This is a genomic window from Streptomyces sp. SLBN-31 (assembly GCF_006715395.1).
Classification (GTDB): domain Bacteria; phylum Actinomycetota; class Actinomycetes; order Streptomycetales; family Streptomycetaceae; genus Streptomyces.
In genome coordinates, this window is record NZ_VFNC01000001.1 from 386,077 (window position 1) to 410,553 (window position 24,477).

25 protein-coding genes and 2 pseudogenes are annotated in these 24,477 nt (G+C 69.9%); 10 read left to right on the plus strand and 17 right to left on the minus strand.

Features of this window, described 5'->3' with window-relative positions; translation table 11 throughout:
* The first annotated feature begins 12 nt into the window (after window positions 1–12).
* Window positions 13–786 (plus strand): group II truncated hemoglobin, encoded by a 774-nt coding sequence (locus tag FBY22_RS01845; RefSeq protein WP_142142138.1) that lies wholly within the window; start codon window positions 13–15, stop codon window positions 784–786.
* Window positions 787–791: 5 nt separating this feature from the next.
* Here FBY22_RS01845 and FBY22_RS01850 read toward each other — a convergent pair whose 3' ends face one another.
* A complete protein-coding gene (locus tag FBY22_RS01850) occupies window positions 792–1,724 on the minus strand; it encodes a helix-turn-helix transcriptional regulator (RefSeq protein WP_142142139.1) in 933 nt (310 codons plus the stop codon).
* A gap of 192 nt (window positions 1,725–1,916) precedes the next feature.
* Between FBY22_RS01850 and FBY22_RS01860 the strand changes: the two genes are divergently transcribed.
* Window positions 1,917–2,957, plus strand: a complete 1,041-nt coding sequence (locus FBY22_RS01860) for an NAD(P)-dependent alcohol dehydrogenase (RefSeq protein WP_142142140.1) — start codon at window positions 1,917–1,919, stop codon at window positions 2,955–2,957.
* A 50-nt stretch (window positions 2,958–3,007) separates the two neighbouring features.
* On the opposite strand, the gene FBY22_RS01865 is transcribed toward FBY22_RS01860, so the two are convergent.
* The 4 genes from FBY22_RS01865 to FBY22_RS01880 form a co-directional block, all read right to left on the minus strand.
* Window positions 3,008–4,108, minus strand: a complete 1,101-nt coding sequence (locus FBY22_RS01865; RefSeq protein ID WP_142142141.1) for a serine hydrolase — start codon at window positions 4,106–4,108, stop codon at window positions 3,008–3,010.
* Between the two features lie 125 nt (window positions 4,109–4,233).
* Window positions 4,234–4,896 carry a response regulator transcription factor gene (locus tag FBY22_RS01870; RefSeq protein ID WP_142142142.1) on the minus strand — a complete coding sequence of 221 codons (663 nt, stop codon included), beginning with the start codon at window positions 4,894–4,896 and terminating at the stop codon, window positions 4,234–4,236.
* A complete protein-coding gene (locus FBY22_RS01875; protein ID WP_142147285.1) occupies window positions 4,893–6,065 on the minus strand; it encodes a sensor histidine kinase in 1,173 nt (390 codons plus the stop codon). Before FBY22_RS01875 ends, FBY22_RS01870 begins: the two co-directional genes overlap by 4 nt.
* The gene (locus FBY22_RS01880) at window positions 6,065–6,898 is read right to left on the minus strand and encodes a CPBP family intramembrane glutamic endopeptidase (protein WP_142142144.1); all 834 of its coding nucleotides are present in this window, start codon (window positions 6,896–6,898) and stop codon (window positions 6,065–6,067) included. Before FBY22_RS01880 ends, FBY22_RS01875 begins: the two co-directional genes overlap by 1 nt.
* Window positions 6,899–7,159: 261 nt before the next feature.
* Between FBY22_RS01880 and FBY22_RS01885 the strand changes: the two genes are divergently transcribed.
* Complete coding sequence (locus FBY22_RS01885) at window positions 7,160–8,413, plus strand: DUF11 domain-containing protein (protein ID WP_142142146.1); 1,254 nt, start codon at window positions 7,160–7,162, stop codon at window positions 8,411–8,413.
* A gap of 88 nt (window positions 8,414–8,501) precedes the next feature.
* On the opposite strand, the gene FBY22_RS01890 is transcribed toward FBY22_RS01885, so the two are convergent.
* The 4 genes and pseudogenes from FBY22_RS01890 to FBY22_RS44640 all read right to left on the minus strand — a co-directional run bounded on the left by FBY22_RS01890 (window position 8,502) and on the right by FBY22_RS44640 (window position 11,194).
* Entirely contained in the window at window positions 8,502–9,359 is an 858-nt protein-coding gene (locus FBY22_RS01890) for an SDR family oxidoreductase (RefSeq protein WP_313905349.1), read from the minus strand.
* A gap of 15 nt (window positions 9,360–9,374) precedes the next feature.
* On the minus strand, window positions 9,375–9,971 hold the full coding sequence (locus tag FBY22_RS01895) for a hypothetical protein (RefSeq protein WP_260844691.1): 597 nt from the start codon (window positions 9,969–9,971) through the stop codon (window positions 9,375–9,377).
* A 37-nt stretch (window positions 9,972–10,008) separates the two neighbouring features.
* Complete coding sequence (locus tag FBY22_RS01900; RefSeq protein WP_260844692.1) at window positions 10,009–10,503, minus strand: DUF4291 domain-containing protein; 495 nt, start codon at window positions 10,501–10,503, stop codon at window positions 10,009–10,011.
* Window positions 10,504–10,544: 41 nt separating this feature from the next.
* Window positions 10,545–11,194: pseudogene (locus tag FBY22_RS44640) on the minus strand (hypothetical protein).
* Window positions 11,195–11,390: 196 nt separating this feature from the next.
* On the opposite strand from FBY22_RS44640, the gene FBY22_RS01910 reads away from it, so the two are divergent.
* Entirely contained in the window at window positions 11,391–12,515 is a 1,125-nt protein-coding gene (locus FBY22_RS01910) for a hypothetical protein (protein WP_142142150.1), read from the plus strand.
* A gap of 164 nt (window positions 12,516–12,679) precedes the next feature.
* Here the strand turns inward: FBY22_RS01910 and FBY22_RS01915 are convergent, their stop codons facing one another.
* On the minus strand, window positions 12,680–13,144 hold the full coding sequence (locus FBY22_RS01915; RefSeq protein WP_260844693.1) for a hypothetical protein: 465 nt from the start codon (window positions 13,142–13,144) through the stop codon (window positions 12,680–12,682).
* A 43-nt stretch (window positions 13,145–13,187) separates the two neighbouring features.
* Complete coding sequence (locus FBY22_RS01920) at window positions 13,188–13,859, minus strand: hypothetical protein (RefSeq protein WP_142142152.1); 672 nt, start codon at window positions 13,857–13,859, stop codon at window positions 13,188–13,190.
* Between the two features lie 234 nt (window positions 13,860–14,093).
* Between FBY22_RS01920 and FBY22_RS01925 the strand changes: the two genes are divergently transcribed.
* Window positions 14,094–14,678, plus strand: coding sequence for a hypothetical protein (locus FBY22_RS01925; protein WP_260844694.1), 585 nt, complete (start codon window positions 14,094–14,096; stop codon window positions 14,676–14,678).
* Between the two features lie 60 nt (window positions 14,679–14,738).
* Here the strand turns inward: FBY22_RS01925 and FBY22_RS01930 are convergent.
* Window positions 14,739–14,885: pseudogene (locus tag FBY22_RS01930) on the minus strand (DUF4291 family protein); the annotation flags it as partial.
* Between the two features lie 67 nt (window positions 14,886–14,952).
* On the opposite strand from FBY22_RS01930, the gene FBY22_RS01935 reads away from it, so the two are divergent.
* Window positions 14,953–15,684: a hypothetical protein gene (locus tag FBY22_RS01935; protein WP_260844695.1), complete on the plus strand. Its 732-nt coding sequence runs from the start codon at window positions 14,953–14,955 to the stop codon at window positions 15,682–15,684.
* Between the two features lie 404 nt (window positions 15,685–16,088).
* On the opposite strand, the gene msrA is transcribed toward FBY22_RS01935, so the two are convergent.
* Both msrA and FBY22_RS01945 read right to left on the minus strand, forming a co-directional pair.
* Window positions 16,089–16,799 (minus strand): peptide-methionine (S)-S-oxide reductase MsrA, encoded by a 711-nt coding sequence (msrA, locus tag FBY22_RS01940; RefSeq protein ID WP_142142153.1) that lies wholly within the window; start codon window positions 16,797–16,799, stop codon window positions 16,089–16,091.
* A 75-nt stretch (window positions 16,800–16,874) separates the two neighbouring features.
* Window positions 16,875–17,993, minus strand: a complete 1,119-nt coding sequence (locus FBY22_RS01945) for a hypothetical protein (RefSeq protein ID WP_142142154.1) — start codon at window positions 17,991–17,993, stop codon at window positions 16,875–16,877.
* A 277-nt stretch (window positions 17,994–18,270) separates the two neighbouring features.
* Here FBY22_RS01945 and FBY22_RS01950 point away from each other — a divergent pair, with 277 nt between their 5' ends.
* The gene (locus FBY22_RS01950; protein ID WP_142142155.1) at window positions 18,271–19,425 is read left to right on the plus strand and encodes a cystathionine gamma-synthase; all 1,155 of its coding nucleotides are present in this window, start codon (window positions 18,271–18,273) and stop codon (window positions 19,423–19,425) included.
* Window positions 19,426–19,433: 8 nt separating this feature from the next.
* Here the strand turns inward: FBY22_RS01950 and FBY22_RS01955 are convergent, their stop codons facing one another.
* The 3 genes from FBY22_RS01955 to FBY22_RS01965 form a co-directional block, all read right to left on the minus strand.
* Window positions 19,434–19,682: a hypothetical protein gene (locus FBY22_RS01955; RefSeq protein ID WP_142142156.1), complete on the minus strand. Its 249-nt coding sequence runs from the start codon at window positions 19,680–19,682 to the stop codon at window positions 19,434–19,436.
* A 61-nt stretch (window positions 19,683–19,743) separates the two neighbouring features.
* Entirely contained in the window at window positions 19,744–20,247 is a 504-nt protein-coding gene (locus FBY22_RS01960) for a sigma factor-like helix-turn-helix DNA-binding protein (RefSeq protein WP_142142157.1), read from the minus strand.
* 223 nt (window positions 20,248–20,470) lie between these two features.
* Window positions 20,471–20,977, minus strand: a complete 507-nt coding sequence (locus FBY22_RS01965; protein WP_174267180.1) for a MarR family winged helix-turn-helix transcriptional regulator — start codon at window positions 20,975–20,977, stop codon at window positions 20,471–20,473.
* Window positions 20,978–21,140: 163 nt separating this feature from the next.
* Between FBY22_RS01965 and ilvA the strand changes: the two genes are divergently transcribed.
* The 3 genes from ilvA to FBY22_RS01980 all read left to right on the plus strand — a co-directional run bounded on the left by ilvA (window position 21,141) and on the right by FBY22_RS01980 (window position 24,445).
* Window positions 21,141–22,370 carry a threonine ammonia-lyase gene (gene ilvA, locus FBY22_RS01970; RefSeq protein WP_142142158.1) on the plus strand — a complete coding sequence of 410 codons (1,230 nt, stop codon included), beginning with the start codon at window positions 21,141–21,143 and terminating at the stop codon, window positions 22,368–22,370.
* Window positions 22,371–22,574: 204 nt separating this feature from the next.
* Window positions 22,575–23,591 carry an ATP-binding cassette domain-containing protein gene (locus FBY22_RS01975; protein WP_142142159.1) on the plus strand — a complete coding sequence of 339 codons (1,017 nt, stop codon included), beginning with the start codon at window positions 22,575–22,577 and terminating at the stop codon, window positions 23,589–23,591.
* Window positions 23,588–24,445 (plus strand): ABC transporter permease, encoded by an 858-nt coding sequence (locus FBY22_RS01980; protein WP_142142160.1) that lies wholly within the window; start codon window positions 23,588–23,590, stop codon window positions 24,443–24,445. Before FBY22_RS01975 ends, FBY22_RS01980 begins: the two co-directional genes overlap by 4 nt.
* Window positions 24,446–24,477 lie beyond the last annotated feature (32 nt).

Consider the following 24,477-nt stretch of genomic DNA (forward strand, 5'->3'; position numbering starts at 1 on the left):
TTCGGTTGGAGCATGACCACACAGACCGTCGAGTACATCCGCTACCGCATTCCGGAAGACCGCTCGGCGGAGTTCCTCGCCGCCTACACCCGGGCCGCGGCCGAACTGGCGGCGGCCCCGCAGTGCGTCGACTACGAACTCGCCCGCTGCGAGGACGACTTCGAGCACTACGTCCTGCGCATCGTGTGGACCTCGACGCAGGACCACATGGAGGGTTTCCGCGACTCGGAGCTGTTCCCCGCCTTCTTCGCCGAGATCCGCCCGTACGTGGAGAACATCGAGGAGATGCGCCACTACAAGCCGACGGCCGTACGGGGCACGGGCTCGTCCCTGCCGACGCCGTACGAGTGGGCGGGCGGCGCCGCCGCCTTCTCCCGCCTGACCTCGGTCTTCTACGACAAGGTGCTCAAGGACGACCTCCTCGCCCCGCTCTTCGCCGACCTGCCTCCCGACCACGCCGAACACGTCGCCCTCTGGCTCGGCGAGGTCTTCGGCGGCCCGCCCGCCTACTCCCTCAACCTGGGCGGTCACGGCCACATGGTCGCCAAGCACGTCGGCAAGCACATCACCGAGCCGCAGCGGCGGCGCTGGGTCGACCTGATCCAGGACGCGGCGGACGACGCGGGCCTGCCCACGGACGCAGAGTTCCGCTCGGCGTTCCTGGCCTACATCGAGTGGGGCACCCGCCTCGCCGTGCACTTCTCCGCCCCGGACACGAAGCCGCCGGCACCGCAGCCGGTGCCGAAGTGGGGGTGGGGGATGATGCCGCCGTACCGGGGCGAATGACCCTGTCAGGGCTTGGGGGCCGCCGACCCCTTGCCCGCCCGGGTCGCGTCCGTGCCCCAGCTCGCGAGGAGGCGCAGCGCCTCCGCCGAGGGAGACCCCGGTTCGGCGTGGTACGTCGTCAGTGCCTGGCCGTCGTCGTCGGCCGGGCGGAACGACTCGAAGTTGAGGATCAGGTCGCCGACCAGCGGATGGTGCAGGTGCTTGACGCCGTGCCCCTTCTCCTTCACGTCGTGCGTCGCCCACAGCCGCCTGAACTCCTCGCTCTTCACGGAGAGTTCGCCGACCAGCGCGGACAGCCGCGGATCGTCCGGGAAGCAGCCCGCCTCCATGCGCAGGAAGCTGACGATGTCGGACGCCTTCTGCTCCCACTCCACGAACAGCTCCCGGTAGGCCGGGTTGAGGAACACCAGCCGCGCCCAGTTGCGCTCCTGCGCCGGCAGCTCCCCCCAGTCGCCGAACAGGGCCGCGGCCATCCGGTTCCAGGCGAGGATGTCCGAGTACCGTCCCGAGACGTACGCGGGCACCCCGTCCAGGGTGTCCAGCAACTGCCGCAGCGACCCGCGGACCGCCTGCGTCCGCGCGGCCGGCTTCTTCTTGTGCTGCTTCGGCTTCGCCAGGTGGACGAGGTGGGAGTGCTCGGCACCGGACAGCCGGAGCGCCCGCGCGATGGCGTCGAGGACCTCCGCCGACACGTTCCGCCCGTTGCCCTGTTCCAGCCGGGTGTAGTACGCCACCGAGACGCCCGCCAGCTGTGCCAGCTCCTCGCGCCTGAGCCCCGGCACCCGCCGGTGCCGTCCGAACTCCGGCAGCCCCACGTCCTCCGGCTTCAGCCGGGCCCGCCGGGTCCGCAGGAACTCGCTGAGCTCGGCGCGCCGGTCGAGGGCGGCCCCGCCGGTCACGCCCGCGGGCTCCTGTACGGCATCGGGGTAGTCGTCCATACGTCAAGGATGCACGGTCGTACGTCCACGAGCCTGACCCCGCCAGTGGTAGGCACGGCGGACGTACGCAGAGGCGTGGGCTGGGTAGTGCCCGATCTTCGGGGCACGCTGGACTGCGTGCCCGGACGGACCGACAGCCGGACCGTCGGACAGAAGGCAGCCGGGCACGGACCCCCCGAGGAGATTTCCGGCATGACCACCGTTGCCGCATACGCCGCACCCGCCGCCAAGGCTCCCCTGGAGCGCACCACCATCGAGCGCCGCGAGGTCCGCGAGTTCGACGTCCTGATCGACATCAAGTTCGCCGGTATCTGTCACTCCGACATCCACCAGGCCCGCGAGGGCTGGGGCGAGGCGATCTTCCCGATGGTCCCCGGCCACGAGATCGCCGGCATCGTCTCCGAGGTCGGCCCCGGCGTGACCAAGTTCGCCGTCGGCGACCGCGTGGGCGTCGGCTGCCTGGTCGACTCCTGCCGTGAGTGCGACAACTGCAAGGCGGGCCTCGAGCAGTACTGCACCGGCGGCGGCGTCGGCACGTACAACGCCGTCGGCAAGGACGGCGAGCCCACCTACGGCGGCTACTCCGAGAAGATCGTCGTCGACGAGAACTACGTCGTCCGCATCCCCGACGCCCTGTCCCTCGACGTGGCGGCCCCGCTGCTGTGCGCCGGCATCACCACGTACTCCCCGCTGCGCCACTGGAACGCCGGCCCCGGCAAGAAGGTCGCGATCCTCGGCATGGGAGGCCTGGGCCACATGGGCGTCAAGATCGCGCACGCGCTGGGCGCCGAGGTCACGGTGCTCTCGCAGTCCCTGCGCAAGAAGGAGGACGGCCTGAAGCTGGGTGCCGACCACTACTACGCGACCAGCGACGAGAACACCTTCAAGGAGCTCAAGGGCACCTTCGACCTGATCCTCTCCACGGTCTCGGCCCCCCTGGACCTGGACGCGTACCTGTCGCTGCTCCGCACGGACGGCGCCTTCGTGAACGTCGGCGCCCCCGAAGAGCCCGTCAAGCTCAACCTGTTCTCGGTGATCGGCGGCCGCAAGACCCTCGCCGGCTCCGGCATCGGCGGCATCCGCGAGACCCAGGAGATGCTGGACTTCTGCGCCGAGCACGGCTTCGGTGCCGAGATCGAGCTGATCGGCGCCGACCAGATCAACGAGGCGTACGAGCGGGTGCTCTCCAGCGACGTCCGCTACCGCTTCGTGATCGACACGTCGACGATCTGACCGCGGTGCCCGTTGCCGTCCGCACCGCGGTGCGGACGGCAACGGGGTCCCTAACCCCGCAGACCCGTGAGTCCGTCGTAGGCGGACATGACGATCTCCAGCCCCCGGTTGTCACCGGCCGGTTCGCGCATCTGGTTGGTCACGTACGCGACCACCATCCGCGCCTCGGGCTCGATCATGACGAGCGAGCCGCCCCAGCCGCCCCACCCGAACGTGCTGCCGAACAACCCGTAGCCCAGCCCCCAGCGCACGGGCATTCCCAGCCTGAGGTCGTCCCCGCTGTACTGCTCCTCCCACGCACGCGTGCAGCCGGCCGGCGAGAGCAGCCGTACCCCGCCCACCGTGCCTCCGCAGGCCAGCACCGACTGCACGAGGGCGACCGAACGGGCGTTGCCGAAGCCGCCGGCCGCCGGGATCAGCGCGCGCCGCCAGGCGACGCTGTTGCCGTCGCGGACCCTGAGGGCGGTCCCGGGAGCGGCCTCGTTGCCCGGCGCGCTCGCCGTGTAGTCCTCGTCCCGCCCCGGCGGCGGGACGGTGAGCGCCAGCCGCCGGTCGTGCTCGGCGCCCAGGCCCAGGTGGAAGTCGGCCCCCAGCGGCCCGGCCACCTCCTCGGCGAAGAACTCACCCACACTGCGCCCGCTGACCCGCCACACCACCTCGCCGACGAGGAACCCCTGGGTGAGCGAGTGGTACCCGGCCGCGGTGCCCGGCTCCCACTGCGGAGCCGACGCGACGAGCCGTGCGGTGGCGGACGCCCAGTCGTACAGCTCCTCCACCGGGCCGTCCCAGTCGGGCAGCCCCGCGGTGTGCGACAGCAGATGCCGCACCAGCACCTTCTCCTTGCCCAGCGCGGCGAACTCCGGCCAGTAGTGGGCCACCGGCGCGTCCAGGTCGAGCTCGCCCCGGTCGGCCAGGATCAGCGCGCACAGCGCGGTCATCGTCTTGGTGACCGAATAGACGCCGACGACCGTGTCACGCTGCCAGGGCACGGTACGGCCGGCGTCGGCGAACCCGCCCCACACGTCCACGACGGGCTCCCCGTCCACGAACACCGCCACCGAGCCCCCGACGTCCCCGCCGTCCAGCAACTCGCCCAGCGCCCGAGGCACAGCGATGAACAGATCGTCGTACGAGCCCTCGATGTCAGCCATGGGTGGCATTACCCCGCATCGCCCCTCGCCGGGCAACCGAATTAGACACCCCACCCACCTCCGCCCCACCGCTGTCGTCCCTGTCGGCGGGCCCCTGCGCCGTGGCCCAAGGGGATCGGTGCGGGTCAGGTGATCAGGCCGTGGCGGTAGGCGTAGACGACTGCCTGGACGCGGTCGCGGAGGCGGAGTTTGCTGAGGATGCGGGAGACGAACGTCTTGACGGTCTCCTGGCTGATCACGAGGGCCGCGGCGATCTCGCTGTTGGACAGGCCGTCCGCGATCAGGCGCAGGACCTCCAGCTCGCGCGGGGTCAGCGGGATGTCCTCCGGCGCACCGCCCGCGGCCGGCCGGATCCGGGCGGCGTACCTGCCCACGAGCTGGCGCGTCACCTCGGGATCCAGCAGTGCCGCGCCCGTGGCGACGGTCCGGATCCCGTGCAGAAGCCGGTCCGGCGGCGCGTCCTTCAGCAGGAACCCGCTCGCCCCGGCGCGCAGCGCCTCGTAGACGTACTCGTCCAGGTTGAACGTGGTCACCACGAGCACCTTCACGGGATGCGGCACCCCGGCCCCGGCCAGCAGACGGGTGGCCTCCAGGCCGTCGAGCACCGGCATGCGGATGTCCATCACGACGACGTCCGGGCGCAGCCGGCCGGCGAGTTCGACCGCGGCCCGCCCGTCCCCGCACTCGCCCGCGACCTCCAGGTCGGGCTGGGCGTCGATGATCGTCACCAGCCCGGTGCGGATCAGCATCTGGTCGTCGCAGACCAGCACCCGGATCGGTACGGTCACGGCGTGCTCCTCGCCGGTATCCGCGCCCGTACGACGAAGCCGCCGCCCGAACTCCGGTCCGCACTGAAGTCGCCGCCCAGGATGCCGACCCGTTCGCGCAGGCCGGCCAGGCCCCGCCCGCTGCCGCCGGGGGAGGCGGCCCCCGAACCGGAGCCGTCCGTGCTGACCTCCACGGTGATCTCCCGTTCCCCGTGGCACACCTGGACCGAGGTCCGGCTGCCGTGGGCGTACTTGAGGGCGTTCGTCAGGGACTCCTGCACCACCCGGTAGGCCACCAGGTCGGCGCTGCCGGTCGACTCGGCCGGCGTGCCCTCCTCGGTGAACTCCACCGGCTGCCCGGCCCGGCGCGTCTGCTCCACGAGGGTGAGCAGACGGCCGACCGGCGGCGTCCTGGGCTCGGCCGCGTCCGCCACCGCCCCGGTGCCGTGGTCGGGGTTGAGGAGATCGAGCAGGTGCCGCAGATCGGTGATGGCCCGCCGCCCGGTGTCCGTGACCGCGGTCAGCGCCCGGTCGAGCCGGTCGGGCGCGGCGGTCAGATAGCGTGCCGCCTCGGCCTGCACCACCATCGCCGTCACATGATGGGTCACGACGTCGTGCAACTCGCGGGCGATGCGCGTGCGTTCTGCGGTACGGGTGTCCTCGGCGACCCGGTGCCGGCGTTCCGCCTCGGCCGCCCGGGTGGAGCGCAGCCACGCCCCGGCGCCCCACGCGAGGACCAGCGCCAGGTAGAACGTCACGAACTCCTCCGGCGACTCGCCCGTGCCGAGCCGGGAGAGCGCCACCGCCAACGGCACGTACGCCACCGAAAGGACGAGCACACAGGTCCGGCGGTGCCGTTCCAGATGGGACCCGGCGCTCAGCAGCGCGATGGGCAGCGCGGTCGCCGCGAACGTGTGGTAGCCGCGCAGCTGGTCGACGGCGAAACCGCACGTCACCAGGGCGAGGGCGACGACCGGCAGGCGTCGGCGCACGACCAGCGGGAGGCATTCCAGGACGATCGTCACGACGGCCAGTGCGTCGGTGGAGCGGGCCGGCACGCCGCCGAGCACCGTCCCGTTGCTGTGGAGCGCCGGCAGGAACGAGCCGATGAGGAACAGCAGCCCGAGCGGGAGGTCCCGTACCGTGACGTCCAGCCGGCGCCACACCCGGCCGGCCTGCTGAGGGGTCATCACCGGCCGAGTGTAGCCAGGGCCTCGACGCGCTCGGCACGCCGCCGGGGCACCAGGTGGCCGCGCCGGCGGGCCAGCCGCAGGAAGGCGATCGTCACCAGCGCGCCGAACAGCATCGAGTACAGACTGGCCTCCGGGCCGAACTCGCCCCCCGTGATCAGGATCGAGCCCGACGTCGAGGCGTCCAGCAGCCCGTGCGTGGCGCCGTTGCCGGAGACCTCGGTGCCGAAGATGCCGGACTCCGCGAAGTTCCAGCCGAAGTGCAGGCCGATCGGCAGCCACAGACTTCGGGTGGCGGCGTACGCGGCGCCCAGCATGCCGCCGGCCTCGATCGCGATGGCGACGGCACCCAGCAGGGTGGCGTGCTCGTTGAACAGATGGGCCGCGCCGAACAGCACACTGGACAGCGTCAACGCCGCGTACGTGCCCAGACGCCGCTCCACCAGCCGGAACAGCAGGCCGCGGAACATCAGCTCCTCCGTCACCGCGGCGCCGGCCATGAAGCCGACCAGCCCGATCGGGCCCGTCAGCGAACCGAAGCCGTGGACGTCGTAGTCCCCGAGGAAGGCGATGTTCGCGATGACGCACCCGAACATCACGACACCGATGACCGTCCCCCGGTACAGCGACCCCCGCGCTCCCTCCCGGTCGAGCTCCGTGACCGGACGCCCTTCGGTGCGTCCCACGACCCACCGGTAGACGAGGACCGACAGCACGGCCGTCAGACCGCCCAGGAGGAGCGACAGCCACGGGTTGTCCTGCACCGCCGTGACGAGCTGACCGCCGACCGCGCCGACCGCCACCACGGCCAGTATCTGCCACACCAGTTTCATGACGACTCCTCCTCCGGACCCGCGACCGAAGCGCCGCGGCTGCTCCAGACGCTATGGATCCGCGCCCCGGGAATCGTCACCTCACGGTGGACACCTGCACGTAGCTCCCACGGGGGACAACCCTCCTGCCGTACGAGGGCTTTCACGTCTCGACGGCGGACGTGCAACTGTTCAGGGCCGCCGGGAGTCTATTGAGCGCAGCGATGTCCCCAGCAGGACACCGTTCGTTCGCCCGCACTCCCACAGAGGTTCCCCATGCCGATGCCCAGACCCGACCGCCGCGCATCCCGCGCCTCACGCGCTTCCCGTGCGGCTGTCGCCGCACTCGGTGCCGCCGGACTGATCGCGCTGGCCGCGGCCCCCGCCGCGTTCGCCGACGACGCCGAGCCCGATCTGGTCGTCGGAGGCGTCAAGCCGGTCAGCGGGCTGAAGCCGGGGAGCACCTTCGACGTGCCGGTCACCGTGGCGAACAAGGGCACCGCCACCGCCGGGAAGGCGTGGGTCACCTACGCCGTCACCCGGGGCCTCGACTTCGCGGAGGTCCCCTCCAACTGCTGGACCCAGCACGTCAGGTCGTACGACGAGATGCCCGAGCGGTGGACCGCGGTCTGCGAGTACGACCGGTCGGTGCAGCCGGGAGCCCTCTACACCCCCGAGACTCCCATCCGCGTCAAGGCCCTGGACCGCGCGCTCGACGACGAGCTGCGCGTGGAGGTCGACTGGAACGCCCCATGGCCGGACGAGAACGGCGAGGACCCGGTCGCGGGAACCGCACCGGCGGTGAACCTGGTCGAGACACAGACCGGGGCCACGGGGACCAAGCGCCTCGTCGACGTGCCGGTCACCTCCGTCAACACGGCCGACTTCCGGGTCACGGGCGCCGCGCTCAAGGGAAGCGTCGGCGAAACGGTGCCGATGAAGCTGCAGTTCACCAACGCCGGGCCCGCCTGGGTCAGGAACACGACCGTGAAGGTCGTGGTCAAGCCGCCCGCCGGGACGTCGGTCGTCAAGGTCGCCGCGTTCTGCAGGGCCGATGGGCACGTCTACTACTGCGGCATGCGTCAGCCGGCCTACAACGAGGGCGGCCAGGAGAACTACACCTTCCAGCTGAGGATCGACAAGCGGGTGCCGCACGCCAAGGGCTCGGTGGCCCTGAGCACCGAGCCGCGGCCGTTCGACCCCGACAAGACCAACGACAAGGCCGACATCACGCTGGACGTCACGGGCGCAGACCCGACCGGCACACCGGGCGGCACGGGCGGTACGGGCGCTCCGACGAGCAGCCCGACGAGCAGTCCGACCGGCGGCTCGACGAGTGGCTCGGGAGGATCGGCCGGCGGGGCGGCCGGTGGGTCGTCGGCGCCCGTCGACGACGGTACGACGCCACCTGACGGCGACCTGGCGGCGACCGGTTCCCCGGCGCTGCCGATCGCGGGCGCGGCGGCCGCGGCGATGGTCGCGGGCGCGGGCACGCTCGTCCTCGTGCGCCGCCGCCGCAACCAGAACCCGAGCTGACGTCCGCCCGGCGCGGTTCTCGGAGCAGCCTGTCATCGCGACGGATTCGGCGGGTGGTACCGGTCGATCGACGACTGGTACCACTCGCTCAGCCTGACCATGTCCTCCGACCGACCGGGAGGTTCCCCGTCCCCGTCCCCTTCTCGCTCCCGCGTTTGCCGCGTTTGCCGCGCTTGCCACCCTTGCCGCTGAACGCCTCGTTGCGGAGGAGGTCCAGGAAGCTCGGGGTGTCCTGTGTGGTGCGTACGTCGACGAAGGCGCGCACGTGCCCGTCGTCCACGGCCTGCCGCAGCAGCTCGTGCGCCAGATCGGCCCGCGCGGTGTACCGGCCGGGAAGGCGCTCCGTGCCGACCCGGTAGTCGCTGACCCCGTCCCTGTCGAACAGACCGCCGGGGCGGACGACCGTCCAGTCCAGGTCGCTCTCGCGAACGACCTCCTCCATGCGCCGCATGTCGTCGTACACGGTGCGCCCCATGAAACGTACGACGGACGGCTCCAGCACCCTGCGGAACAGAAAGGTCTCGCCGGGCGCCGCCGTCCCGAAGAGCACGGTCGAGGTCACGCCGACGATGCGCCGGACGCCGTGCTTGGTCATGGCCTGTGTGATGTGGCTGACGCCGGCGGAGTACACGCTGACCGGGCTACGGCCGTACGGGACTCCGAGAGCCGAGATCACGGCGTCCTGCCCGGCCACCCCGCGGTCGACCGCGGCGGGATCCAGCACGTCGGCCTCAACCACCCGCACTCGCGGACCAATGACGGGAAATTCCTTGGGACGGCGCGTGACCGCGGTGACCGTATGCCCTTCGGCACTCGCCTGTTCGGCAGCCAGACGCCCGGTCGGCCCGTTCGCCCCGAAGATGACGATGTTCACTGGATCTCCCTCTCCACGTCGCTTCTGCCGACAAGAGGGCCGGGACGGCACGAAGTGTGACGTCACCCTCACATCAGGTCCCTGTTCTCACAGGCCGGCCGGGTTGCGGGGCAGCCACTCGCGGTGGCGGTCGCGCAGACGGTCGCGTTCCTCGGGGCCGGCCGCGATGACGTCGGCGCCGCCGTCGTAGGGAAGGTGCAGGCGGCTGAGACCGCTGTCGGTGATGATCACTCCGCTGAGCACGTCGTCCGCGACCTCGCGGAGAATGGTGTCGACCGTGCCGGGTCGCCAGGGCCGGAGGTCGGCGTAGAGATGCGTGTAGCTGTGGAGTTCGGGGTCGGGGTCGTCCTCGTACACCAGCGTCGTCCAACGGCTGCCCTCGGGGTGCACCTCGGCCCGCCGCGGCGGGAGTTCGGTTCCGTCCGGGTCCCAGGACCATGCCACGGTGATGACGTAGACGTCCGTGCCCTCGAAGAGTTCGTCCAGGAGGGTGTTGTACCGGTGCAGGACGATGGCGTACTCGTCCTCGGTCTCCGGGTAGCGCTTCGAGCCCGGGAGACTGTGGAAGCGGACCCAACGGTCGCTGTGGCCGGCGCGGAGTTCGTGCGCGACGGGAGGCCCCTTCGGGAACCGGCGCCGCCACAGCGCGGACAGACGTTCTCCGCCGAAGTCGCCGCTGCTCATCTCTCGCCCGACGCCACGCCGCCCGGACACCGCCAGGTCACCGGTTCAGGTGGGTCAGTAGTTCGCCCTGAGCGGGGTAGGGCGTCTCCTCGGGCAACAGTCCGCGCGCCGTGTCCAGGTCGCCACTGGAGACGAGTGCGTGTATCTCGCGGGCGAGCGGAGTCACATCCCTGATGGAGACCAGCCATTCGTCCGCGTAACGCCGTACGGCCTCGCCGGAGAGCCCGAGTTGCAGTGAGCGGTAGGGCAGGGGCTGCGAACGCAGATCGCGCTCGGGGTCCCACTGGACGCGCGTCGGCGAACGCTTGAGCTCGCGCTGCCAGGTGCTGAGGTCGGGGTGCAGCCCACGTACGTAACTCGACAGGCACGCGTTGCGCAGCGCCCACTCGAAGCCGTCGCGAGTGATCTCGACGGCAAGCACGGTCTCCTGACCCGGCTTCGCGGCCCAGCCGCAGCGATACATCATCCACAGAAACGACGGCTTGACCCACGTCAAGCCGTGCTCACAACCATTTATGGAGCGGGGAGACACCCCGCGGCCGACGACCTCGACTCCCAGGTCCCAGCTGATCGTCAGTCGCCACTACTACGGTTGTGGTCGACGCGAGTCCAGAGGGACAAATCGCTGCTCGTCGCTACGGCAAGGGTCTGCCCGGAGGGGGAGAAGCCCGCGGCACGGAGCTCGGAGTAGTGGGAGTGGAAGATGTGCCACCAGCGCTCCCGTGCGGACCGGAGTGCGGCAGACCGCCGTCGCGAGAGAGCAGGACACGCTCGTTCGGCCAGGCCGGGGCAACGACCTCCAGCTTCCAACCGTCTCCGCCGGCGGTGTGCAGTCCTCCTCCGAAAAGCCCGGCGACGCGCACCCTGCTTCCGGCGACCGGTCCCAGTCCAGGACACCGCAGAGCGGGATCCGCGTCGGGGCTGTCGTCCTCTGGGCCAGGGTCACGGTCCCGTGCGATCTTCTCCCCCGTGACGGCGTCGAAGAGACCGTGACCGTCGTGCGAGACGACCATTACCAAGTCTTCGCCGGTGTCGGGGTGCGAGGCGAATCCGATACCGAGAAGTCCGCCGACCGGGGCGTACGCGATGCGCCGCCAGGGCTCGGGGGCCTGTACCACCGGGGCGGCGAGGAGCCTTTGCTTCATCGCCTGCTGGTAGGCGGAGAGCCCCGACTCAGGGTTTGGCTGCTTGATCGGAGGTTCGTCCTTCGTCCACTTCGTCACGCAACCATGATCCATGCTGCGCCAGACTCATCAGGACGGATCAGGGCTCTGCCAACGCTGGTTGATGACCCATGTCAAGCCGCGTTCACAGGCCTCTCGTGCCCTGTTGTACTGCGACGTCCGCAATGCAGGAAATCGGCGCCGGATCGTCGAGGAAGATGGACACATGGTTGATCACTCTCGCGGGATGTCCTGCATGCCCCTCGTGGGCGAAGAGTGGGCGTATGCCCTTTGTGGTGGCCTGACGATCCCCGAAGACTTCACCTTCGGAAGCACCACTGTCGTCATCGGCGATGCCGGGACACTGATCATCGTGGAAGCCGGGGACAGCCTCGATAGGAGTTGCGTGTGGAACGCTGGCGAGGTCCGCCTCCTTGGTCCTGCGCCAACACCGGTCAGGAAACGGCTCGTGGATGAACCCTGGGAGCGGGGCACAGACGACCCGAAGTTGCCTGTTCATCTGACGGTGCGGATCTCGGAAGGCCTCCTGTATCTAGGCACCGGATCCGTGACTCGGGCGGGAACGGTACTCCGTCCGGGCTGCGACGAACACGTTCTCACCGACTGCCTCCTTCGGCTCCACTCGCCCTTGACCAGGTCCAGCCTGGACTTGGTCCGTCCGCTCCTTCCTCCGGAGGATCTCCCGGACCTGGAGTGGCTGAGACACGTGAACGGCAATCGAGCCAGTGCGCTCGAACAGTTCATCACCGGTTGGTATCCCGCGGCTCCTGAGACCGCAGGACCACCGTCGGTGGAGGCCTCCGCCCTGGATCTGCCAGACGGACTGCGGCACTTCTACCGGCTGGCGCAGCACCGCCCACGCTGCCTGGGAGTGCAGAACCGCGTCCTCCCCGTCACCAAGCTCAAGACCGATCCCAAGGGAGAGATGCTCGTCTTCGGCGAAGAGAACCAGGGAGGGTTCTTCTGGTCACTGCTGTGGACGCTCGACGGCCCCGAAGTCGATCCGACGGTCTGGTTCCGTGAGTACGACGAGCCTCCAATCGCCGAGCTGGAACCCCTCAGTGGCTTCCTCATCCAGTTCTCGCTCTTTGAGGCTTCCATGGGAGCCGACTACGTGGCACTGTCCTGTCGACTCACCGCGCAGCAGGTCGACCGACTGACCGTGGCACTTCTCCCCGTGCCTCTGCGGCCGTTCTGGCCCGGGGCCCCTACACGCTTCTACGTGGCTCCGGGACTCGTCCTGCATGTCTCGGACGAAGGAGGCGACGATGCCTTCAGCGTGTGGGCCGGCGCCACCCACCGCAGTGCTCTCGCTCCATTGGCCGAAGTGCCGGTCGAGTGGGACCGATTCGACGGCTGACATCACGACACCGCACTGTCGGCTTCGCCGCATGACACGGGCATGGGTCTGTGAACGCGGCCAATCACCCACGTCAAGCCGCGTTCGCAGACCTTTTGACGATGGCCCACTGACCTGGGGTCACTCAAAGTGCCTCGTCAGTGGGCGATTGCTGAATACGGGCGTCAGGCATCAGCGGCGTAGTAGGCGGCGTATCGGGCCGAGTGCCTTGCGGTGGTGAAATCCTCGAAGTCACCGGCCGCTTCGCAGCGGATCAGTCGTTGCAGTGCAGCTTCGGCTTGGGGGATGCGCCGACTCGACAGGTACGCCTTGGTCTTGGCCAGTCCGCTGCCGCACAGCAACTGAATGTCGATCGAGCAGTCGGTGTCCATGCTGGCGGTTTTGGCCTGCCAGATGAGTAGCACGTCTTCGAGGACCGAGGCGTTGAACAGCTGTACGCAGCACAGCTTCATCAACTCCGTGTCACCGTCTCCCTGCGCACGCTTCTCCAACTGGGTTTGTGCGATGAGCAGACCTCGCACTTCGTCGAGGTTCGCTCCGGCAGGGTGCAGGCCGTAGCGGAGCAGGCTCTCGTCTTCGTCCATCGCCATGCTTTCTGTGGGAGCGGAAAACACATTGTTCCAGGTCACGTCATGCCGATGTCCGTCGAATCGGACGCGCGGTCCGGTTCGGTCAGGCTTCGGCGCTGCTGGCGTGGCGTCTGTCCGTCCTGCGTGTCCACAGTGAGATGTCGCTGCTCGTCGCCACGGCGAGGGTCTGCCCGGAGGGCGAGAATCCAGCGGTACGGAGCTCGGAGTAGTTGGAGTGGAAGATGTGCCACCAGTGCTCCCCGTGCGGGCCGGAGTGCGGCAGACCGCCGTCGCGAGAGAGCAGGACACGCTCGTTCGGCCAGGCCGGGGCAAGGACCTCCAGCTTCCAGCCGTCTCCGCTGGTGGTGTGCAGTCCTCCGCCAAAAAGTCCGGCGATGCGCACCCTGCTTCCGGCGACCGGTCCCAACCCAGGACACCACATAGCGGGGTCCGCGGCGCGGCTGCTGTCCTTGGGGTCCGCGTCACGATCCCGCGCGCTCTTCTCGCCGGTGACGGCGTCGAAGAGACCGTGCCCGTCGTGGGAGACGACGACCACCAGATCGTGGCCGGTGTCGGGGTCCGTCGCGAAGCCGATCCCGAGCAGTCCGCCGACAGGGACGCCGTACTGGTACTCGAAGACGGGCCGCCAGGGGGCGGGCGCGGGCACCACCGGGGCCGCGAGAATCCGGTTCCGCAACGCCCGCTGGTAGTACGGGAGTTCGGGCTCATGATCGGACTGACCGACCGGGGGCGTCTCCTTCGTCCACTTCATCACGGGACCATGATCCTCGCCTCGAAAGGCCGGCCCCAAAAGTGCCCCTGGTCCACCGCACAGGCGCAGCCCGCGTCCACCGTGATCGGGATGGACGCCTGCCTTGCTTGGTGGGCTGTACCTTGTGCCCGGCGGACGGCTACCGCCAGCAGTATCTTGACCGCGACATCAACGACCATGACGGGACCGGCGTCTCCTGTCCGATCGGTGTCGTTCCGACCAAGGGGGAGTGTCGCCATGGGCCCTGATCTCCTGGCGGCTTTGTGGAAGGAACGGCATCCGTCAGGCCCTCCCGTCGCTCACACGTTCCGCACCAGGTACGCCGATCGCTGGGTGCGCTTTCACAGCCTTCCCGGCTCGAAGCGTTACCCGGAGTCCGAGGACGAGTACGCGATCGTGCTGGACCGGTACAACACGATCCTCGACGAGTTGTTCGCGGACACCGACGTGTTCGTGGTGACCATGGACTGGTCGAACACACCAACTGGGCCTGCGGGCTACCCGACTCCACGACCGATGCTGCACCCCGACGGCGTCCGCTGGTGGACCGAGTCAGACCAGGACGACCCCGACCCGGAGTTCCACACCCACACGCGTCTGTATGCCGACCAGCGCCGGTGGAACCGCGGATGCATTGACGAACTGTTGCGAGCCGTCGCGGACGAGGCGCTCGTCGAAGTCTTCGTTGCCGACACAGAACTGCGGCGCATCCACCATCCCTACGACGGCGGCGCAGACGTCATCCTTGCCACGCCCGCAGAGCGTGACGGTGTGCGTGACCAACACACGGCCTGGCTTTCCAGCCACCCAGCCGGCCTCTGAGAGCCGCGCGGGCCCCTTTCCCCGGCCGAACTGCGCAGGAGTCTGTGAACGCTGCTTGATGACCCACGTCATCCTGTCCCGCTTCCACGCGGCGGGGAACCTTCCTTCGCGGACGGCGGCCAGGCCGATTTCCGGGGAGTAGGCCTGATAGACGGTGATCGTGGATTCCGAGTGGACCGCACGGATCCCGCGTTGCGGTTCTTCCATGGCGTACAGCCTGAGGTCGGCCGGGTCGGGCGGCCACTGATTTTCGGCGGCTCGGTGGCCCTGCGGCTTGAAAGTCCTGTGGAGGGACCACTTCGATGGGGTTGTGAACAGAGCAGCGCTGGACGGTAACAGGAAGGTCGCCGGGCGGGTCTCACTCGGCGATGTTCTCGCGCAACTCGGCAGGCACAGGCCGGTCTTCCACTCAGAAGCAGATCTTCAGCACAGCTTCGCGCGGGCTCTGTGGGAACTCTCGCCGGATGTGCACTCCAGGCTTGAGGTGCCGCAGCGGTCGGAGGGCAAGGCCGAGTACCTGGACCTCCTGTGCATCGGCCCCTCGAGTCGCACCGCGATCGAGTTCAAGTACTTCACCCGGAGATGGACGGGCACGGTGGGTACTCCTGCCGAGGACTACGCCCTGAAAGGGCACGCCGCCACGGACCTCGCTCGTCTGCACTACGTGCGGGACATAGCCAGGCTGGAGCGCTTCTGCCGCCGGTCGGACCAGAACGGTCTTGCCGTCATGCTGACCAACGACGCCTCCCTGTGGACACCGCCCGGCGCCGGCCGCGGGCTGACTCGGGACAAGGACTTCAGAATCCATCAGGGGCGGGAACTTGCCGGCACGCTGCTGTGGGCCGAGGGTGCCTACGAGGCCAACACGTGCACGTTGAGGGGCGCATACCGCCTCCATTGGAAGCCGTACTCCGAACTGGACGGACTGGGCGGAGAGTTCAGGTATCTCGCCGTATCCGTCAGCCCGCCGTCGAACGCGACTGACGACGGTCCGTCGCATGTGTAGCGGCGACGACCTGAACTGCTGCGCCGGGCGTTCGCACTCACTACCGTCCTGGCATGACGTCGATTGACGAGTGGCCAGATTTTCCCGAAGGGCTCGACCCCGAAAGCGTGTCGTTTCGGGAAGCTCGGTGCACGTGGCATGGCAGGACGTGCGCAGAGCCACCCGTCAAGGTCGTGCGCACCCGAGATGGAGCGCGGTGGGCGGCATGCGAACGGGCTGTACGCAGTATCGCTGCCGAACAAGCCAGAAAGCCTGACCGGTGAGCCGCCGCAGTCTCGCGGTTGCGGATCATTCCGGAGCAGTCCAGACCGTACATACCCCGCCGTACTCGGATCAGCTCCAGGTGTCCCCTGAAGCCGAACTCACCGATACCGCGATCACCGCACACGGACACGGGTCATCGATCACTCACCCGCGGGAGCCGACGTAAGTCCCGTCGGGCAAGACGCTCCCCAGCGCGTCTCAAACGGGTCACTTAGCTTGACCCCCGTCCCGCCGATCCCGCAGTACCCCGCCGGGTTCTTTTCCAGATACTGCTGGTGGTATCCCTCTGCCGGATAGAGCGGGCGGGGCTGCGCCGGGAGGATTTCCGTTGTGATCGTGCCGTGGCCCGCGTCGGTGAGGACGCGTTGGTAGGCCTTGCGGGAGGCCTCGGCGGTCGTTGCCTGTTCGGGGGTGTGGGTATGGATCGCCGAGCGGTACTGGGTGCCCACGTCGTTGCCCTGGCGGAAGCCCTGGGTGGGGTCGTGGGACTCCCAGAAGGTCTTCAGAAGGCGTTCGTACGAGATGAGAGCGGGGTCGAAGACCACGCGGACCACCTCCGTGTGGCCGGTCAGGCCGGAGCAGACCTCCTCGTAGGTGGGGTGCTCGGTGTAACCGCCCTGGTAGCCGACCAGGGTGGTCCACACCCCGGCCGGAAGCCGCCAGAACGTGCGCTCGGCGCCCCAGAAGCAGCCCAGGCCGAAGTCGGCCACCTCCAGGCCCTCGGGGTAGGGGCCCAGGAGCGGGGTGCCGAGGACGGTGTGCCGGTCGGGGACCGTGAAGATCGGCTCCGGGCGGCCCTGGAGAGCCTGCTCGCGGGTGGGGAGCTGGGGCGTACGGCTGTACAGGAACATGCGGTCTCCAAACGCGGGCCCGGGGGTTCGCTGCCGTCAACATGCCGTGATCGGACGGCATTCCGCCCCCGCCCGTCAGTGCGGCAGCGTCGCCGGGCTGCCGCCGTTCGCCTCGTAGCCCGCCACCGCCAGCGCGCGGTAGACCGCGAACTCGGCCGCGGGGTCGGCGGACAGGGTCCAGGGGAGTGCCCCGACGTGCCCGTCGATGTGTATGAGCTGGTTCATCGCCTCGCCCCAGCGCTCGGCGCGCACGAGGAAGAAGACCAGCAGGTGCCGCACGTGCGCCAGCATCGGGTCGTCGGGCCGGGCCGAGTGGACCGCGTGCAGGGCGCCGTGGATGGCCTTGGTCACGACCTCGCTCTGGTAGAAGCCGCGAACCAGGTTCACCTCGGGCAGGTGCTCGAAGACCGCGAACAGCGGCATGGCGGCGAGCAGGGAACCCCGCGGGGCGCGGGCGGCCGCGGCCTCCGCGAAGGAGTACGCCAGCTCACGCGAGCCGTGCCACTTCTCGCACCAGTAGTGCAGGGCCGCCAGATGCGCACCCATGTGGGACGGGGCGCGGTCCAGGATCTTCAGCCACAGCTGGTCGAACTCCGGTTCCGAGTAGCCGAGCCCGCGGGCCACCGACAGCTCGACGATGTACGGCACCGGGTCGCCGGGGGCGAGCAGCGCCGCGTCCCCGCAGGCCGCCAGCGCCTCCTCCATGATGATCCGGAACTCGTCCGTGCCTGGGCTCGACGTCCGCCACGCCTGCTGCACCAGGAACTCGGCGTGCACGGCCGCACCGCCGGCGTCCTTCGGCTGTTCGGCCCGCCACACCCGCAGCCACTGCCCGCCCGGCACCTCGCCGACCCCGCCCGGCCGCTCCTTCAGCTCAAGGGACGCGGCGCCCGCGAAGGCCTGCACGCGCTGCCAGCGCAGCTCGCCCTCCGCTTCCGTGCCCGCGAGCAGCTGGGAGGCCGCCCGGTAGTCCTGCGTGCGCTGCACCAGGTCCAGCACGTCCAGCAGGTCGTGGTCGGGGCCGGGCATGCGGACGTCCAACTCCTCCTCGCGTACGAAGCCGTAGTCCGCGGGGTCCGCGGCGTCCGGGTGGCCGGCCGGGACCTGCTCGATCATGCCCCGCCTGCGCCGCATGACCGGGAGCAGCACGAAGCCCAGCATGGCGACCGCGATCAGGACCCAGAGAAGTTCCATGCCTCAAGCGTTCCAGACGCCTCGGACAATTGGCCAACCGGTCCGCGGACCTGTGGACAACCACCGCGACCGGGGCATCCGTCCGGCCGCGGCCTCCATCCCGCCGGGACCGCAGCACTGCACGCCGGCCTCCGTCCCGCCGACACCGCGACCTCCGTCCCGACGCCGCCCTGGCACCGCCTCCCCCGCATCCCTCACCGCGGGAAAACCCGCCCGTCCCGCCTCCCGAGCCTCGCCGTCCGGCACCTGTCCCGCGAGCGCACTACGCTCGGTGCCCATGAGCGACAGGCATATCAGTCAGCACTTCGAGACCCTCGCGATCCACGCGGGCAACACCGCCGACCCCCTCACCGGCGCCGTCGTCCCGCCGATCTACCAGGTCTCCACCTACAAGCAGGACGGCGTCGGCGGTCTGCGCGGCGGCTACGAGTACAGCCGCAGCGCCAATCCGACCAGGACCGCTCTGGAGGAGAACCTCGCGGCCCTCGAGGGTGGCCGCCGCGGTCTCGCGTTCGCGTCCGGACTGGCGGCCGAGGACTGCCTGTTGCGTACGCTGCTCAGCCCCGGCGACCACGTGGTCATCCCGAACGACGCGTACGGCGGCACGTTCCGCCTGTTCGCGAAGGTCGTCGCCCGCTGGGGCGTGGAGTGGTCGGTCGCGGACACCAGCGACCCCTCCGCCGTACGGGCCGCGATCACCCCGAAGACGAAGGCCGTGTGGGTGGAGACCCCCTCCAACCCGCTGCTCGGCGTCACCGACATCGCGGCCGTCGCCCAGGTCGCCCGGGACGCGGGCGCCAGGCTCGTCGTGGACAACACCTTCGCCACGCCGTACCTGCAGCAGCCGCTGGCGCTCGGCGCGGACGTCGTCGTGCACTCCCTGACCAAGTACATGGGCGGCCACTCGGACGTGGTCGGCGGCGCCCTGATCGTCTCCGACGAGACGCTCGGCGAGGAGCTCGCCTACCACCAGAACGCGATGGGCGCGGTCGCCGGGCCCTTCGACTCCTGGCTGGTGCTGCGCGGCACCAAGACGCTGTCCGTGCGTATGGACCGGCACAGCGAGAACGCCACCAAGGTCGCCGAGATGCTCACCCGGCACGCGCGCGTGACGCGTGTGCTCTACCCCGGGCTGGAGGACCACCCCGGTCACGAGGTCGCGGCCAAGCAGATGCGGGCCTTCGGCGGCATGGTGTCGTTCCGCGTCGAGGGCGGGGAGGAGGCGGCCGTGGAGGTCTGCAACCGCGCCAAGATCTTCACGCTCGGCGAGTCCCTGGGCGGCGTCGAGTCGCTGATCGAGCACCCGGGGCGGATGACGCACGCGTCGGCGGCCGGCTCGGCCCTGGAGGTGCCCGCCGACCTCGTGCGGCTCTCCGTGGGCATCGAGAACGTCGACGACCTCCTCGAGGACCTGCAGCAGGCGCTCGGCTGACCGCCCGTTCACCAGCCCGTGTAAGGGGGAGTCGTCTGCGACGGCGGCTCCACCCACGGGCGGGCCGTGAGCGCCCACACCACGAACGCCACGGTCGCGGCGCACAGCAGCAGCCACATCAGACGCCGGACGATCCTCCTGCGGCGCAGCATGCGGGCGCCGCGCCGCATGACGTCGTCGTACAGCTCCGGCGGCACGGGCGGCGGTTCCTGCTCCATGAGCCGGCGCGCGGTGGCCTCACGCTCGGGCCGGTTCACCCCGCACCTCCCCGTATCGGCGCCCGCCGCGTCGCCGCGCGTGTCCGCAGACGCCCGCGCCTCATGACGGCGCCACCTTGGCGCCGATCACCGGCGAGGGCCGCCCGCGCGCGGGATGCAGCAGGGAGGTCGTGGCGCGGTCGCAGATGGAGCGCACCCGGTCGACCGGGAGACCGAGCAGCGCCGCCGTCTGCTCCTCGGCGACCCCCTCGTACAGCCTGAGGACCAGGATCAGGCGCTCCTGGGGTGCCAGTCCGGCCAGGGCGCTGTCGGGGTGCGGGCGGCTCCGGCCGAAACCGCCGTACTGGTGCCACGCGGCACGCGCGAAGCGGGTGGCCAGATACTGGCGGGCGCGGTCGTACGGGTCCTCCCCGCGCAGCCGGTCCCAGCACGCGTACGTGTGCGCGAGGGCGTGTGTCAGCAGCCGCCGCGCCCGCGGGTTGTCCTCCGGCAGCTCCGCCGTGAGCAGTGTGGCGGCATGCAACAGCCGCCCTGCCGCGCCCGTGACGAACGCCTCGAACTCCCGGGCCCGGCGGGCTCCTTGGGACACCTGCCGTTGCCGCACCGCGCCTCCCACCCTGACGCGCCCCTGTGAGACCCGGGCCCGGCCGCGTACGGCATACGAAACCGTGTACGACGAGGGCCCCGATCTCATATGAGGCCAAGGGCGGCCTTTCGGTCAAGAGCCGCGCGCCGCGGATGCGCGCGAATGGGGCCGCGGGAAAACGCGAGAGGGGCCGCGCGGGGACACGAGAGGCACAGTCACGGCCGCTACGGCATCCTTGCGACTACGACGGCTGCGACGCCTCCGGCCCCGGTACCCCCTGTACGGCCATCCGGGTGGAGAGGGCGGTGTTGAAGCGCGTGAGGAGCGTGCAGAACGCCTCGCGCTCCTCCGGTGCCCAGTCGTGTGTCAGCTCGGCCATCAACTGACGCCTGGAGGACCGCACTTCCTCCAGCCGCGACTGCCCACGCGGGGACAGCTGGAGCACCACCGCGCGGCCGTCCTCGGGGTGCGAGGTGCGCTTGACGAGACCGGTGTCGACGAGCGGAGCCACCTGCCGGGTGACCGTCGAGGAGTCGATGCCCATGCTGGCCGCGAGCGCCTTGACGCCCATGGGGCCCTCGTCGTCGAGGCGGTTGAGCAGCAGGTATGCGGCGCGGTCCATGGAGTTGCGCACCTGCCCGACCCCACCGAGCCGGGTCTGTTCGGCACGGCGCGCGAAGACCGCCACCTCGTGCTGCAGCGTGTCGAGGAGACCGGTGTCACCGACGGTCGTCATGTCCATCGACATTTCAGGTGTTGTGGGCATGGCCGGAGGCTCGCTTCATGAAGGTGGTCTGTGAATGGGGGACAGAGTACGCGGCCGGGAGGCGGGCCGTACCGACGCTGCGCAAACCAGTCTCGGACGTTGGTCACACCGGTCGTGCGCGCCTGTGAACTGCGATGCTTGAGTCATGAGCTACAGCACGGCCGACTCCTTGCGGTCCGTCACCCTCGACGACGTCCGGGGCGCCCAGAAGATGCTGTCGGGCGTGGCGCGGATGACGGCGATGGAGGGCAGCAGGCACCTGTCCCGGCTGGTGGGCGCGCCGGTGCACCTGAAGTGCGAGAACCTCCAGCGGACGGGGTCGTTCAAGCTGCGCGGCGCGTACGTCCGCATCGCCGGCCTGCTGCCGGAGGAGCGGGCCGCCGGGGTCGTCGCGGCGAGCGCCGGCAACCACGCGCAGGGCGTGGCCCTCGCGTCCTCGCTGCTGGGGGTGCGGGCGACGGTGTTCATGCCGAAGGGTGCACCGCTGCCGAAGATCAGCGCGACGCGTGAGTACGGCGCCGAGGTGCGGCTGCACGGGCAGGTGGTGGACGAGACGCTGGCCGCCGCCCAGGCGTACGCGGCCGAGACGGGCGCGGTGTTCATCCACCCCTTCGACCACCCCGACATCATCGCGGGGCAGGGCACGGTCGGCCTGGAGATCCTGGAGCAGTGCCCGGAGGTACGGACGATCGTCGTCGGCATCGGCGGCGGAGGCCTGACGGCCGGTGTCGCGGTGGCGGTGAAGGCCCTGCGGCCCGACGTGCGGATCGTCGGTGTGCAGGCGGAGGGCGCGGCGGCGTATCCGCCCTCGCTCGCGGCCGGGCACCCGGTGTCGATAGAGCATCCGGCGACGATGGCCGACGGCATCAAGGTCGGGCGGCCCGGTGACGTGCCGTTCGGGATCATCGACGAGCTGGTGGACGAGGTGCGCACGGTCACCGAGGACGAGCTGGCCGCCGCGCTGCTGCTCTGCCTGGAGCGGGCCAAGATGGTCGTCGAGCCGGCCGGCGCGAGCCCGGTCGCGGCGCTGCTGGGCGATCCGCGCGCCTTCGAGGGCCCGGTCGTGGCGGTGCTCTCCGGCGGCAACGTCGACCCGGTGCTGCTGCAGCGCGTGCTGCGGCACGGCATGGCCGCGCAGGGCCGCTACCTGGCCGTACGGCTGCGGCTGACGGACCGGCCGGGGGCGCTCGCGACGATTCTCGGGGTGTTGTCAGTGGTCGACGCTAACGTCCTCGATGTGAGCCACGTACGGACCGACCCACGGCTCGGGCTCACGGAGGCGGAGGTCGAGCTGCACCTGGAGACGAAGGGGCCGGAGCACTGCGCCGAGGTCGGCCGCGCCCTCCGCGAGGCGGGCTACACGATCATCGACTGAGACGCGCGGATTCGCACAGCCACAAGAAAAACCCCAGTTCAGGGGCCCTTTGTCACTCGTTCGGGAAAATCCGTTGAGGGACGCGATACATCGCGTTATGGTGTGTCTCGTGACCGCTCGCCTGCCCGCCCCGGCATCCGTCGGGCGGGGCAAAGCGCACAAATCTAGGCTTTCCGAAGAATCCCCGACGACGTGGAGACTCATATGCCAGGCGCCATCTACGCCGAAGGTCTGGTGAAGACCTTCGGTGACGTAAAGGCTCTGGACGGCGTCGACCTCGATGTCCCCGAGGGCACCGTCCTTGGCCTGCTCGGGCCGAACGGCGCGGGCAAGACGACCACTGTCCGCTGTCTGACCACCCTTCTGCAACCGGATAGTGGCAGGGCCGTCGTCGCGGGCCTCGACGTGCTCAAGCATCCGAACGAGGTGCGCCGCTCGATCGGCCTGTCCGGCCAGTTCGCCGCGGTCGACGAGTACCTGACCGGCCGGGAGAACCTGCAGATGGTCGGGCAGCTCTACCAGATGAAGGCCAAGGCCGCGAAGGCCCGGGCCGAGGAGCTGCTGGCCCAGTTCGACCTCGCGGACGCCGCCGACCGCACCGCCAAGACCTATTCGGGAGGCATGCGCCGCCGGCTCGACCTCGCCGCCGCCCTGGTCGTCTCCCCGCCCGTGATGTTCATGGACGAGCCGACGACCGGCCTCGACCCGCGCAACCGCCAGATGCTGTGGGAGGTCATCAAACAGCTCGTCTCCGGCGGTACGACCCTGCTGCTGACCACGCAGTACCTGGAGGAGGCCGACCACCTCGCCCACGACATCGCCGTCGTCGACCACGGCCGCGTCATCGCCCGCGGCACCTCCGACCAGCTCAAGGCCCGCACCGGCGGCGAGCGCGTCGAGGTCGTGGTGCACGAACGCGAGCACATCCCCACCGCCCGCGAGGTCCTGGGCGGCTTCGGCAAGGGCGACGTCAGCGTCGAGGAGCACACCCGCAAGCTCACCGTTTCCGTCACCGGCGGCGCCAAGCTGCTGGCCGAGATCATCCGCGAACTGGACGTCCGCGGCATCGAGATGGACGACATCGGCCTGCGCCGCCCGACCCTCGACGACGTGTTCCTCTCCCTGACCGGCCATGTGGCCGAGGTGAAGGCGGAGGAGAACGGCGCGACGGCGGACGCCCCCGCCAAGGACCGCAAGCAGAAGAAGGAGGCCGCCAAGTGAGCGCCGTGACCGACGCCGTGCGGGTCGCGCCGACCGGGAACCCCGTCAGCCAGTCGTTCCGGGATTCGATGGTCGTCGCCAAGCGGAACCTGATCCGCATGTCCCGGATCCCCGAGATGATCATCTACGGGCTCATCCAGCCCATCATGTTCGTGGTGCTCTTCACCTACGTCTTCGGCGGCTCCATGCAGATCGGCGGCAGCACCAGCGCCACCGACTACAAGAACTTCCTCATGGCCGGCATCTTCGCGCAGACCGTCACGTTCGCCACCGCCAGCTCCGGCGCCGGCATCGCCGACGACATGCACAAGGGGCTCATCGACCGCTTCCGCTCCCTGCCCATGGCACGCGGCGCGGTGCTGACCGGGCGCACGCTCGCCGACCTCGTCCAGACCGCGCTGACCCTGGTCGTCCTCGCCGTGGTCGCGGTCCTGGTCGGCTGGCGGGTCGGGTCGAACGGCTCCACCAACGCCGCCAAGGTCCTGGCCGCCTTCGGCCTGCTGCTCCTGCTCGGCTACGCGTTCACCTGGATCGGCGCCCTGATCGGCATGTCGGTGCGCACCCCCGAGGCCGCGACCTCCAGCGGACTGATCTGGCTGTTCCCGGTGACGTTCATCTCCAACGCCTTCGTGGACACCAGCCACATGACCCCGTGGCTGCGCCACATCGCCGAGTGGAACCCGTTCAGCGCCACCGTGCAGGCCTGCCGGGTGCTCTTCGCCAACCCCGGCCAGTCGCAATCGGGCGCCTGGCCGATGCAGCACCCGGTGTGGGCCTCGCTGATCTACTCGGCACTGATCATCGTCGTCTTCCGGACCCTGGCGGTACGCAAGTACCGCTCGGCGACGGCGTGAGCGGCCCGCGCGACGACTGATCCCGCGGTACT